General features: G+C 34.3%; 6 protein-coding genes. All 6 read right to left on the bottom strand.

Annotated elements, in window-relative coordinates:
• Positions 1 to 245: 245 nt before the first annotated feature.
• Positions 246 to 1,673 carry a sulfatase-like hydrolase/transferase gene (locus tag ICJ84_RS05175; protein WP_188215268.1) on the bottom strand — a complete coding sequence of 476 codons (1,428 nt, stop codon included), beginning with the start codon at positions 1,671 to 1,673 and terminating at the stop codon, positions 246 to 248.
• A gap of 25 nt (positions 1,674 to 1,698) precedes the next feature.
• Entirely contained in the window at positions 1,699 to 2,856 is a 1,158-nt protein-coding gene (locus tag ICJ84_RS05170; RefSeq protein WP_194408532.1) for a glycoside hydrolase family 43 protein, read from the bottom strand.
• Between the two features lie 12 nt (positions 2,857 to 2,868).
• Positions 2,869 to 6,084 carry a glycoside hydrolase family 2 TIM barrel-domain containing protein gene (locus tag ICJ84_RS05165; RefSeq protein WP_188215267.1) on the bottom strand — a complete coding sequence of 1,072 codons (3,216 nt, stop codon included), beginning with the start codon at positions 6,082 to 6,084 and terminating at the stop codon, positions 2,869 to 2,871.
• A gap of 157 nt (positions 6,085 to 6,241) precedes the next feature.
• Positions 6,242 to 9,028: a sugar-binding domain-containing protein gene (locus tag ICJ84_RS05160; RefSeq protein WP_188215266.1), complete on the bottom strand. Its 2,787-nt coding sequence runs from the start codon at positions 9,026 to 9,028 to the stop codon at positions 6,242 to 6,244.
• A 51-nt stretch (positions 9,029 to 9,079) separates the two neighbouring features.
• A complete protein-coding gene (locus ICJ84_RS05155; RefSeq protein ID WP_188215265.1) occupies positions 9,080 to 10,993 on the bottom strand; it encodes a sulfatase family protein in 1,914 nt (637 codons plus the stop codon).
• Between the two features lie 25 nt (positions 10,994 to 11,018).
• Positions 11,019 to 14,324, bottom strand: a complete 3,306-nt coding sequence (locus ICJ84_RS05150) for a DUF5107 domain-containing protein (RefSeq protein WP_188215264.1) — start codon at positions 14,322 to 14,324, stop codon at positions 11,019 to 11,021.
• Positions 14,325 to 14,342: the final 18 nt, after the last annotated feature.

Raw genomic sequence — 14,342 nt, 5'->3', positions numbered from 1 at the left:
GACACCTAATAGGACAACATTACAGACCTATTCTGTGCGTATCCTGCAGAAAATGTGGTTATTTATAGCACATAAACATTTCGGTATAGATTAGAATTGTATATTGATTTATTCTGGACTTGCAAAAACTGATCAATATCTATTAAAAACTTGGAAATTATTTTAAAATAAATATAAAAAAGGGTTCAACTTTAAAAAAGTTAAACCCTCGTTTTATTACTTACATACTTTTCAGGACAGCACCTTTAATTCTTTTTAATAGCTTCCTTATATGCTGGATCCCATATATCTTTATATTCTGCATCTTTATTCTGCATCAATTGTTTATGTATATAATAACACACTCCTTCCCAAGCATCTCCTTCGTTCCACAGCGGTTTCATCATTTCATTTTGCCATTCATCGTATGCGGAAGTTATTTTGTTAAATGTTTTTGGGTCTTTAATAGCTAAATTAGTAGTTTCTCCTAAATCTTTACTTAAATCGTACATAACCGAACCATAACCCTCTAAATTAATTATTTTATAATTGCCAATTCTAGCTGCTGATTTATCTAATTTCTTCCAAAAAAGTTGTTCATGTGGATTGCCACTTATATCTCCTTTTAAATAAGGCAATAAGTTTGCGCCATCTAATCTAAGATTGTCTGGTTTCTCTATATTGGCAGCAGCCAATGACGTTTGAAAAATATCCAAAGATGACGAAAGTCCATCAAAACTTTTACCGCCCTTAAAACCTGCTGGCCAACTTACAACAAATGGAACTCGATGACCTCCCTCAAACTTATTACCCTTCCAACCTTTAAGAGGCCCCTCTTTAGATTGATTGTTATGTGCTCCTCCATTATCACTTAAAAAATAGATTAATGTATTATCGCGCTCTCCAAGTTCATCTAACTTTTTCAAAAGTTTGCCAACATTCTCATCTAATGACCACGTCATAGCGGCTAATTCTTTACGCGGATGGTTCTTAAACTTCGCTAAGTCTTCCTCTTTGGCCTCCATAGGCGTATGCACTGCATTATATGCTAAATACATAAAGAAAGGCTTGTTCTTAGAATCTTCAATATACTTTACAGACTGATTTCCCAATACATCTGTCATATAACCTTCAAAATCAACTCGATTTCCATTATGTTGAAGCATTTTTTCCTTTGATGGATTTTTTAGTGGAAAATATGATCTACTTCCTGCTATAAAACCATAAAATTCATCAAAACCTCTTTGGTTTGGATGGTCTGAAATATCTTCTCCTAAATGCCATTTCCCTAAAGCGTAGGTGTTATATCCATTAGCCTTAAAAACGTCTGCCATAGTTACCACATCATCACTTAAACCAACACCTCCTGTGCCATTCGCTTCAAAACCAAATCGTTGCTGATATTTACCTGTAATTAAGCCTGCTCTTGACGGTGCGCAAACTGTTGCACTTACGTGCGCGTCCGTAAATTTTACACCACTGTTTGCCAATGCATCTATATTAGGTGTTTGTAAATCTTCACTTCCCATAAAACCAAAGTCTACATAACCTGCATCGTCCACCAAAATAACTATTACATTCGGCTGTTTAATTCTCTCTAGGTCTTCTTTTGCTGAATTGGTGTTATTCGACTTACAGCTTAAAAACACAAGTATTATTAGCGCGAGGCTCACAAAAATTTTGCTCTTTTTCATTTTATTTATCTTTTCTACTTTTTTCTTATTTTTTAGAATCAAAAAAACTTAAATTCCAATTAGAATACCATTTTATAATTGGATTATCGCCCTCAAATTCAATTGGCAACCAAATATACCTGCCGTCTATTGCATTTTGTGGCGTCCATCTATCTGCCATAAAAACAAAGGCATTTTTCCTTCCTACAACTGGAAAAATGTAGGTGCTTTGACTTTTAAAAGTCGTTGCTTTTTCCTCCTCAGTACCTCTTACTGGGTTACCAAGTGATTTCCATGGACCAAACATATTACTTGCCACAGCCGACCTTGCCGGATTTGGTTTCCACCCTGTAAGGCCGGAGGTAATCATATAATACTTACCATTTTGCTTAAATATTGCAGGCGCTTCATTATTTCCACCTGGAAATATACGCACATACTCATTTGATAAGGATAGATAATCATCTGTTAATTTGGATATAATTAAAGTGCCGTTCTCTTCTGATGCTGTTATATGATAAGCTGTTCCATCATCGTCTTTAAACAAAGTCATATCTCTAGACATCTGCCCTATTTCAAAATCTCTTAAAAAATAAACACCGTGTACAGAACCTTCTCCCCATTTTAATTTTTCTTTTGATTTTTCTATGGCATGCTTCTTTTGTTCTTCAGAAAAGTTAAGTGGCCAAACTTTAGGGTGCATTCTAAAACTCTTAAGGTATTCATATGGCCCAGTTACAGAATCTGAAACTGCCACGCCAACTAGTGCTGCATCGTAACCTTGTCCTTTAAGTTCATGGTGAAACCACATCACATAATTCTTGTTTTTTTCATTGTAAATAACTTTGGGACGTTCAATAACACTTCCTTCTATAAGCAAAGAAGCTGGATCTTTTTTAACAGTTAAAGCAACTCCTTCATTTTTCCAATTGTACAAATCTTTAGATGAATACACTCGGACACCAACCCAAGATTGATTACCTCGCCCTCCTTTAACTTTGTGCTCTCCAAACCAATAGTAAGTATCTCCTACAATGGTCATTCCTCCACCGTGAGCATTAATGTGTAAACCTTCTGTATCTTCCCATATTGCTCCTGGATCAAATCCTGAATACTTTTTTTGAGCAAATAACAGACACATACTCAAGAGAGTCATTAATAATGGTAACATCTTTTTAATTTTACTACCAATAATACTTTCCATATACTTCACTTTTTATTTTATTGGAATAATTGAATAGGAATACCCCATGTTTTGTGATTTAATTTGATATTTCTCTAAAGGTCTGGCCGACCAACTGGTATCTCCACCAACTCCCATTTGAATAGAATCTATATTGACGTTAACTAAATCTCTAGTTATAATATCTGTTGTATGACGCTGTTGCTTTGTCAAACCTGCATCAAAATCTGAATTGTATTGATGGTGCGCACTAAAACTTAAGAATTCTGGCCCCATAACTTTGATTCCCTGTCCCTTTTCATTGGTAAAAGTTACCCATCTTACATCTGTCTTATATCCATTTTCTTGTGGACGAGTATATGGAAAATATAGATTTTCTACTTTAGCTTTATATATTCCGACAAACGCTGCTGTATTTCTATCTTGGTAATTTTCTTGTGGTCCCCTACCATACCAGTCTACTTGATTATAATTTGATTTCAAAATAAAATTATTTCCAAAGCGAGGTATATTCGGCAAGCCAATCTTAACCTCTTTAAGTGAATTTGTAACCGTTATTTGTCCTGAGGCTTCTATCTTATAATCTATCTGTATTTTAGCCATATTATCTGGTAACTGATAAACCACCTGCAAATTTGACCAAGTATTATTTAAGCTTAAATTCTGAGGTTTAGATATTAAATCTAAAACTTTATCACCATCCTTTAATTCAATTGAAATCAGTGTTTGCTCATCTGTGGCCTTTTTCCATTCAGCAAAATGTTTTGGCATATTGAAACCAAAATCATTATCGGTAGTTGCTCTCCAAAAATTTGACTTAATACCGTCTAATAATATATTACCATCTCCATAATTTAATGTTACTATTTTACCTGTTTTTAAATTAAAACTAGCTTCGAAGTTATTTGATTTAAAAGTCAAACTATCCTCATTTGAAGAAAGTATTATAGTTTCTTCTGTATTCTTCTTGAAAACGGGGACATATGAACCCATGACAAATTCTTCTTTAGCCAATGGATAACCTTTAGTTATTAAAAACCAATTATCTTTGGTTAAAGCTTGTAATTGAAGTGAATACTCTCCTGAATGCAAATCTATTTCTGGCAAACTAAGATTTAATTCTTTAGTTTCACCAGGTTCTAAATCAAATGATTCTATTTGTCCTTTATCTATTTCAATTCCGTCTTTAAATAGCGACCACGAAAAATTAAAGTTATTTAAATTGGTAAAGAAGTACTCATTATAAACGGTAACTTGTTTTGTTTTATAATTGAAATCTTTAAAATGAATATTTTGATATACTTTTTTTAATTCTTCCAGTCCAGGGTGTGGCGTCCGATCTGGGTTAACAATACCATTTAAACAAAAATTTGCATCATTTTGAATATTTTCTGCTCCAAAATCACCGCCATACCCCCAATATGACTCACCATTTTCAGTCGTAGCCAAAAGCCCTTGATCTACCCAATCCCAAATAAAACCACCTTGCATGATTTCATATTTTCTAATAATATCCCAATAGTCTTTAAAATTTCCAAGGCTATTTCCCATAGCATGTGAATATTCACACTGAATTAAAGGACGTTTAGGATTGTTTTCTGCGTACTCTATCATTTTTGGTATTCTCCAATACATAGGTGCTTGGATGTCTGTATTTTCATAACTTGTTGCTCCTTCGTATTGCGTAGGTCGTGATGTATCGGTTTGTTTTAACCAATTATATGTTGCATAAAAATTTTCTCCGTTACCTGCTTCATTACCTAAAGACCATATCACGATTGACGGATGATTTTTATCGCGCTCATACATTCTAATCGTTCTATCCATATGTGCAGCTTTCCATTCTGGCAAATATGCGGGATGCACACTTTTAGCCTTTTCATTATTATCCAAACCTTGATTTGTGGTACCCATTCCATGGGTTTCAATATTAGCCTCATCTATAACATAAAAACCGTATTGATCGCAAAGAGAATAAAAAAACGGATTTTTAGGGTAGTGACTACAACGTATAGCGTTTACGTTGTTTTCCTTCATCAATTTTAAATCTTTAAGTGTTAATTCTTCACTAACTACATGTCCTGTTTTTTCATCATGGTCATGAAGGTTTACTCCTTTTATCAAAACGGGTTTACCATTTACCAAAAATTGATTGTTTTCTATTTTAATATTTCTAAACCCAGTTTTTAAAGATGTTGCTTGCAATATATTACCATCTGCATCTTTAAGGGTTATTAAAACAGTATACAGTTTAGGTGTTTCTGCTGTCCAAGGAATAATGTTTGGTATAGTTTCGCTATGAACTCCAAATACAGTCTCCTCTGAAGGTATTTCTAAGTCTTTTGAAAACGATGTAAGTTCCTTTGCTCCATCTAAAAGTTTAACTTCGTAGTGACCTTTTTTACTTTGTTTAGAATAACTACCAAAGTCCAATCGAATATCAAAAATACCTTGTGAATAGTCGGATGTTAAATCTCCATTGATTTCAATATCCTTAATATAAATCGGATTTTCCGCACGTAAATATACATCGCGCTCAATACCACTTAATCTCCAAAAATCTTGATCTTCCATATAACTCGCATCTGACCAACGTAATACTTGCACTGCTATTTGATTCTCTCCAGATTTAAGGTGTTTTGTTATGTTAAATTCTGCTGGGGTTTTACTGCCTTCATTATATCCCACCATGTTACCATTTATGTAAACATACATGGCACCACTTACTCCCGCAAAATGTAAGAATATTTCTTTACCGTCCCAATCATCAGAAATTTTAAATTTTCGTTTATAACTTCCCACATTATTCATATCATGTGGTATGTAAGGTGGATTTTTAGGAAACACATACACTACATTAGTATATATTGGAAGGCCAAATCCAAGCATTTCCCAGTTAGAAGGCACAGTAATAGTGTCCCAACCTTTTATATTAAAATCTTCTTTGTAAAAATTAGTAGGCCTAGCCTGTAAACTATCCGCATAATAAAAATTCCAAGTACCGTTTAAAGATTGGTAAAAAGAGGAGGATTCCCACCCATTATTTATGAGTGCCTCATTAGTATTTTCATAGTTATAAAATGTTGCCCTTGGCGCTTCCCTATTAATTTGAAATATTTCTGGATTTTCCCATTCTGGGTTCTCCCAGGCTGAAGCTATATAAACTGGCCGTTCAACCTTATCATTTTCGTTACAACTTCCGAGAACGAATACCATAACCAAAACAATCAATACTTGACTAATTTTCATTTCTTATATAATTTAATTTTTTACTTTACTAAAACTGTTTAATAGTGCTATTAACCTAAAACTATTGTTCCGTTCAAAGTAGACCTGCTAAACGATCTCCTATTCTCCCGAAATTCTTCTATATTAGCTTAGGTGTTAACTAGAATCTTATCTCTTCTTAATTGTAAATATCCGTGGTAGAAAAAGAACCATTCTTTTCATTCAACTTTATTCTATTTAAATCTTCTATTTTAATCTCTTTATCCGGACTAAATGCATCATCATTCATATACTCCAGTAAACTATAACGCAATTGTCTTGCAACAGGTCTTTCATTTAGATTTGACGTCAAATCTATTGCCGAAAAAACCAGCCTCCCATTTCCTACCTTTGCTTCAAACACGCTTGCTAAATGATGATTAGTTACAAAATTGTCAATTACGCGAACTATTGGTTCTACATTCAACGAATCAGTAATTATTGATTTAGAATTGATACACAAGTCCCACCACTGCCAATCGGTATGAGTACTGGTTGGAAATTGATTAAATGCCGGGTGTTTATTATCTAGCATTAACCCCATTGTCGCTGGTTGATTTGGAAAATGCACAGGACTCCAAAACACAGGTACAAAGCGCCCTTCAATACCTTCCAATGCTTTATAATCTGGATTAAGAAATACTTTCTTTCCTTGGTTTAATGCAACAGCAGCTTCAGCAAAAGAAGACGTGATTAAAATACCTTTCGAATCTGTGGAAACATTTTTAGGGTATACCCAAATATGCCAAGTATTTTTATAACTAGTCCCTTTTAAACTAAGGGTAATTGTTAATCGCTTAGCTGTTTTTGTCTCTATTAAATATTTTAGATCTCCTAAGTTAACATTGTTGCCTAAAGCTAAATTCAAGTCTCCTAATTCTCCCTCATAGACAACAGGCCCAAGATCATCCTTTATTGTCCAATAGATTGTTTGGTTCTCTAATTTTTTATAAAAGTTTGCAACTTCTATAGAAGCACTAAAGTTTTCTCCTGATTCATAAACAGCCTTTTCAAAACGAAGAAGTGGCACCAACTCACTGTTAAACTGACGAAATTCTTCAGGTGAAATAACACCTTTTGATTCCCAAAAAGCATTCAATAGCCCAACTAGCGCCGTGCCTTGGCCAGGAAAATCTTGAAGTTGTAATAATTGAAATCCGTCAAAACTTAGTGTTTTTAAAGCGCGTTCAATTTCTTCTTTATACAATAATGCAGCTAATTTCCCTGAATTATGGGTAAAATCAGGTGCCAAATCTAATAGCCCTTTCTTTTCCAAATCCTCTTTTATTGCAATAAAATTAAGTGGCTCTAAGACTCCCGTATATTTTGAAATTTCACTCATATCAGGATACACCGAGTATTGGCCTATTTCATGAGATATTAAAGGTACTTTTATATGTGCACTTCCCGAAGTGTAGTCGGCATTAAAGTGTGGTGGTTTACTATTAAAAATTCCTTGACCTCTAATCCACCCTTTATCTGTCCATTGCGCTATAAAAAACTCATCTTCTTGCTCGGGTCTTGTTCCCATCGGTTTTTGGAATGAAAATGCAGTTGTTGCGTACATATGCCTGTTATCCTTTGATTTTAATGTTGCAACCAAACCATTTAATAAGCTAGCATCACCCTGTAGTTCATTACCCAGTGCCATAAAAAGAAAAGATGGATGGTTACCGTAATCGTTAATTATTTTATGGGCCTCAGATTTTAAAAACTGAGTTGTTTTTTCATCTTGACCAACTTTTAAACTCCAATGCGGCAATTCAACTTGGCAATAAAAACCTGCTTCGTCCGCAGCTTCAAAAGCTGCTTTTGGTGGGCACCATGAATGAAATCTTAAATGGTTTAAACCATAAGCTTTGGCTTGCCTTATAAGTCTTGCCCACTCTTCCTTTTGCATAGGCGGATAACCTGTCAACGGAAAAATAACACACTCTAAATTACCTCTAAGGAAAATACGTTTTCCATTCAAAGTTAAATCCCCATTATTATTACTTAACCCTTTAAAACCAAACCTCGTATTAACAGCACCTGAACCTGTTTCTATTGAGACATCATATAGATTCGGATTAAACTCATCCCAAAACTCCAATTTATCTGGTTTATTCACCTCAAAACTAACATGATTATTAGTTCTTTTAAAATCGTCTATGTTCTTATTAAAAACAATATCACCATTTATTGATTTTATAATACATCGAAGTGTTTTATCCTTAAAGTCTAACTGGTTAAACGTAATTTTTAATTTATTGCTTTCTACATCTGGATATACCTGAAGATTCTCTGGTGCATTTTTATTTGATACTTTTAATATCATATTACCTAAAATGCCATTCCACTTTATTTGCGTATGGTTGGTATAGGCATGCGCCATATCTTGATTTACTTTATCGGGATATTTTGTTCCTGCAACATTTATAAAGGGAAACTTATTTGAATTATCAATTACTATAGTCAACAAATGTTTGCCTGCTTTTAATTTATTTAACTGAAAGTCATGACTACCAATAAGACTATTGGCACTCCCAACATAAACTCCATCAAGGTAAACCGAAGATTCCCAAATAACACGTTCTAAACTTAAGGCTATTGTTTTCCCCTTCCAGTCGCTTGGTATAACAATTTCTTTTTGATACCATGCCTTTCCTATATACTGATGTTTTCTCGTTAAATTAGACATCACATAATTATTTATGGCTGGCTTTAATGTATTTGGTTTACCAATTCCTGCATCATCTAAAGTCCTGGGCAAACTTAATTTTAAACCTGAAAATTTAGTTGCTGCCCAATTCTCCTCTTTACCAACATTAGTAGAATCTAATTTGACTTCCCAATTTCCAGCTAATGAAATCTCATCAACTTTAGAGATGTTACAACTTAAAAAAATTAAAAGTGACAAAGTCACTATCGAAATAAAACGAAACATTTTCATTCTTGTATTTAAATATTTTCATGCTTAGCGCAATTAAGAAAACTACTAATTTTCTGTATCACTTGAATTTTCTATCTCGCCAATTATTCCAAGAAAATCCTGGCATGCTGCTTTTACATTATAATTACGATTTGGCAAACTATAAACCGTTTTAACCGTCTCGATAAAAGCTTCTTTTTGTTCAAAATAAAGAGTATAATTTATTGCCATTAGTGCCAAATCCATATTGTCACTTTGGCAAAACTCCTTCAATATCATTAGGGAACTAGCATCATTAAAATGATTATATAAAATGCTGGCGGCTGTAATTACCACAGGACAATAATTATCTTTTAAAGCTTTCACCAGGTACTTTTTATGGCATTTTATTAAACTTTTATTCTGACTCATTAAACCAACAACACCCCAATATCGTTCAATTTTATTGTTGCTTCTAAGAAGTTTGACTTGCTCTTTAGCAGCTTCTTTTCCTGTCTTCCCTGATAATGAAGCTGCACTATAAATATCATCAAATGAGTATTTTTCGTCGTCCAACCTATATTGATAGGGTGTTTCTTTTTTTGAAATCATCCCAATTTCGTATTCAGGTAAAAAGTGTACATCACGCGCTTTTTTAAGCCGAATATCCAACTCATTTCTCATCTCTTCCAAAATGGTCTTGTATTGGGGGTTGTTAACCAAATTTTTAGTCTCCCATAAATCATTATCAATATCATAAAGAACTTCTGCTGGGCGTGTTTTAAAGACACGCTCTTGCAACTCATTCAATTGATTATTTTTATAATCTAATCGCATGTGTTTAGTAATATCTGCTATTTCAATATAGCGTATATAACGCATTTCAGGCATAAATGGCATATAGTTGCGTGAATAAACAAAACGTCCATCGGTAATCGTTCTAACCAAATCGGTACCGTTATCAGCCCTATCAGATGAAAGCAACAAGTAGTTCTTTTCTTTAGAACGTTCAGCCCCCATTAAAATACTTCCGTTAAGATAATTTGGTACTTTACCCTCCACCAAACTAATCATTGTTGGTGCCAAATCTTCGAAGTTAACAAGCTCGTCACTAACTGACCCCGCTTTACCCCATGGCGATAAATGTTTCCATTTTTCAGGAAACCATACTATAAAAGGAACACGGTATCCCAAGTTAATGCCATTAGTTTTTCCTCGAGGCATACCTTCTCCATGATCGGCATAAAAGAAAATTATAGTATTATCCCTCAAACCATCCTTTTCTAACTTCTCTAAAAGTTCTCCAATTCGGTTATCGGTTAATTTTATGGAATTATAAACTCTTGCAAACTGTTTACGCATTTCAGGGGTATCATTATAAAATGGTGGCATTTCAAAAGCATCATCGGATATCCTGTCAGATTCTGGCAGATGATTCCAAACATTTTTTAAATACCAATCATAAGACATGCTCATAGTCCGTGACTGATGAGATTCTGCAAAATTGAATACCGAGAAGAAAGGTTGATTTTCAGCTCTCCCTCTCCAACTTGCCTTATTAGAGCTCTCATTCCAGGCATCATTTATAAAATCTTTTTCATTGGCAATATTATAGTCTGTCTTTACATTATTTGATGTGTAATACCCCTGCTGTTTTAAATAATATGGAAAACCATGTATAAAATCAGGAATAGGATAATTACTACGATGATGTCCCGTGCCCATTTTATAGGTAGGAACCCCTGTAATAATAGCTGACCTACTAGGTGAACAAACCGTTCCTGTTGAAAACGCATTTGTAAAACGAATACCTTCGGCAGCCAATTTATCTATTACAGGTGTACTGGCATCTTGATTGCCATAACAGCCAATAAACTGAGGAGATGTATCTTCTATAGTTACCCAAAGAATATTAGGTTTAGTTTGGGTTTGTCCCATTATACTTAACAAGCATGTAACTAATATAAATATACTTTTCATCATCGCTTTAAGTTCTATCATTCCTTTAAAGTTTATTTCTTAAAATCTAACTGCTAGTACTACTCAGTACAAGATTTGCATGGATATTTGCAGGCAAGTGAAATGCCTCATTAGTTACCTTTCTAAAAGCTTTTGAAGCTTCCTCCTGCTTTCCTAGGCCTAATAATCCTAATCCTATTAAATAATTACAATGTATTTTATTAACGACGTTTAAGTCTTCTTCCCAGATCAACAAATCAGGTAATGAAATAGCGAAATAATCTAATTTCACATCATCATTCATATGATCTTTTCCATAATTAAGTAAATTTTCAAAGCGTTTGGCAGCTTCCTTATCATTACCTAACTTTTGTAACGCCAGACCTTGATAGAAGATTTTATCAGGTTGTTGGTCGTTATAAAAAATGGCAGGACTTGGATCACTTAAACCTTGTGACGCTTTTTCAAAATATTGATTAGCCATGTCTTCTTGACCTAAACCTTGAAAGGCACAGCCCAACCAGTAATGAATATCGTTTTCCTGTGTTCCATGTAACTTTCCTTCGCCTAAATTGTGAGGATATGTTTGTGCTTGCTTCAAATATTCAATCGCCTTTTCATAATTTCCTTGGCTTATAAATTTCTTAGCTAATTCCGTTTGAACAGTTAGATATTGAAATGGTACTTTACCTTCGCCGCCTTCCCAAGGGTGAAATTGACGCTGTTTAATTAAGGACGCCGCCTTTTCGAAATCACCCTTCATGTTAAAAAGGGCTATACGCTCTAAATACAAATCGTCTCGAGAATTTGTAAGGTCGATATGTTTTTCTAGTAGTGAAAGTCGCTCTTCAACAGATATATTTATTTTTTTGTACAATTGATCCAACTCCATTAATAATCGAGCATCCGATGAATCTAACTCAAAAGCCTTTTCCAAATGTACTCTGGCTTCATCTTTTTGATTTGATTTGTTATAATATAATAAAGCTAAGTTTCGATGTGAAATTGCAAATGAATCATCTAATTTTACCGACATTTCCAAACATGTTTTAGCTTCATTATATTGCTTTGAAGCATACCAGAAATTTCCTAGATAATAAAAGGCTTTAGCATCGGTTGGATTAGCCTTACATGCTGCCTGAAGCGCTAAAACTTCTTCTATTTTATTTGGAAAACAATACGTGTCAGGCATTTGAGATGCCTTTTGGTAGTACTCTAGCGCCTTTTCTGCGTTTCCTTTTTGATCATAATACCATCCCATGAAATAGTACACCATTGGATACACTTCCGATTTATTTTCGGTATGTACATTTAATACAGCTATGGCCTCATCAAATTGTCCTGCTAAAGCGTAATCTAAAGAATACTCTATATAATTATGAGCATAATCTCTAATTAATGCTTTAAATGTTTGTAAATCTTCTTCGTTACTAGATAATAAATATCGCTCGTATAAGGCTCCAAAGTTAAATTTATCAATAGTTAAAGATTCTTCAACAAGCTTACTCGCTGCTTGAGTATTTCCTAATTTTCTTAAAATAATACTTTTTAAATGTCTTCCTTTATGGTTATGCCAGTTTTTAATTAAAGAGCGATCTATCAAATCTAAAGCCTTCTTTAAATCACCTCTGAAGCAATCTATTTGAGACAAGTTAAAGTACCCCGCGTCCTGCCATTGGGCATTCCAACACGCTTTAAAAAAGCTCGCATAAGCCTCATCCTTTCTTCCAAGGAAATTTAAAGCTAAACCTTTATTAAATAAAGGCTCGCCATCGTATGGATTTGGATTGTGCCTAGTTAAAGTTTCTATCGCTTTATCGAAATACGGAAGTGCTTTTTCTAACTGACCACGTCTTAAACACAATAATCCCATAGCATTATTACATCTAACATCGGTTGGCTCTCTTCTCAAACCTTCTTCATAGTAATCAATCGGACTAAAAGTGGCGTGACGATATTGTTCTAAATGTAACCCTTGTAAATATAAACCTTCAACGGTTTCTATATCTTTTGGAGCCTTAGCTGCCTTTGCTGGCTCTGGAATTTCATCAGAAAGGTGTTTGTCTGGCGTCCAAGATACAAGTACTTTAGAATTGTTATCTAATACAGATACTTTCATATCATCAAACTGAGCTCCGTTTAATTCTATTAACTTTTCAAAACCATGCTCAGGTGATAAGTCTAAAGTTTCTTCAAACAGCTTACCGTCTTTACCTTCTAAAATAATAGAAGCATTTTGATATTCCGAGGTAACATATGCTTTGACCAAAGCTTTATCGTCTACTATCTCTAAATTCACCAAAGCTTCTTTTGTAGCATTCTTTACAACGCCTACATTATAATAAGGCATAAAATATTGCTTAAAGCTCTTTTCTTCGTAGGGATGCATCCAAGCAAAGTCTGGTTGATTATCAGTGTAAACACCACACATAAGTTCGATATATGGGCCATCTGTATCTGTCAAGTTCCTATCCCATGCCTGCCCAAAATCTCCATTACCCCAAGTCCATTGTTTCTTTCCTGGAGATACGTTATGATCAGCAATATGCAGCAATCCTCCTTTTGAATCATTTTCATACCCCCCAACAAAATCATAGTTTGAGGTAATAGCCATATAACTTGTTGGCACAGGGATATTTTTATACCTGGAAATATCAGTTCCTGGCGAATAATCTACCTTATAATATTCTCCTTTAGCGATAGGAAACTCAGACACATCACGCTTTCCGTGATCAAAAACCGCATTTACATCTGGTGGAAATACCGATTGGTAATGATCATTCACTGCTACTGCTGGATTAGCCCACCATAAAAAAGTTTGTGGATGTGGTGTTCTGTTATACAGGTGTGCTTTTATTTCTAAATAGGCTTTATCCGGATGTAATGTAAATCCAGCCATTCCTTTTGTACGAAACATACGTTCTAACTCACTTACCCAAACAGTTTTACTACCATCTTCATTTTCTTCAATATAAGAATCTGTAGGATCGTAAGTACTTGGTCGGTGATGTTGAGGCCAGTTAAACTCTATACCTCCCGAAATCCATGGTCCTGTTAAGCCTACTAAAGCTGGTTTTATAACGTGGTTGTAATACACAAAATGACGCTCTCTGATCTTATCATATGCCATTTGAATTCTACCTCCTAATGCTGGTAAAACCATAATTTTTATATAATCATTTTCAATAAATATGGCATCCCATTCTTTATCTACTTTCGTATCACTAATTGTTTCAATTACTGGGTGTGGATATACAGCTCCACAACTTGCCTGATACACGCGTTTATCTAAGAAAACAGGATACTTCTCAGGTTTTCCAACTTCGTAAGTAGGTATCACTACTTTTTCTTTCCAAGCTTTTACGGTCTTCATAATAAAATTCTTTTTATT

The sequence above is a fragment of the Aestuariibaculum suncheonense genome, assembly GCF_014596935.1.
GTDB classification, from domain to species: domain Bacteria; phylum Bacteroidota; class Bacteroidia; order Flavobacteriales; family Flavobacteriaceae; genus Aestuariibaculum; species Aestuariibaculum suncheonense.
The sequence above is the reverse complement of the archived record's forward strand: the minus strand, read 5'-3'. Positions and strand labels throughout refer to the sequence as shown.

Coding starts and splice junctions, on each gene's coding strand:
- ICJ84_RS05175 (WP_188215268.1), bottom strand. CDS start 1,673: ATGAAAAAGAGCAAAATTTTTGTGAGCCTCGCGCTAATAATACTTGTG.
- ICJ84_RS05160 (WP_188215266.1), bottom strand. CDS start 9,028: ATGTTTCGTTTTATTTCGATAGTGACTTTGTCACTTTTAATTTTTTTA.
- ICJ84_RS05170 (WP_194408532.1), bottom strand. CDS start 2,856: ATGGAAAGTATTATTGGTAGTAAAATTAAAAAGATGTTACCATTATTA.
- ICJ84_RS05155 (WP_188215265.1), bottom strand. CDS start 10,993: ATGATAGAACTTAAAGCGATGATGAAAAGTATATTTATATTAGTTACA.
- ICJ84_RS05150 (WP_188215264.1), bottom strand. CDS start 14,324: ATGAAGACCGTAAAAGCTTGGAAAGAAAAAGTAGTGATACCTACTTAC.
- ICJ84_RS05165 (WP_188215267.1), bottom strand. CDS start 6,084: ATGAAAATTAGTCAAGTATTGATTGTTTTGGTTATGGTATTCGTTCTC.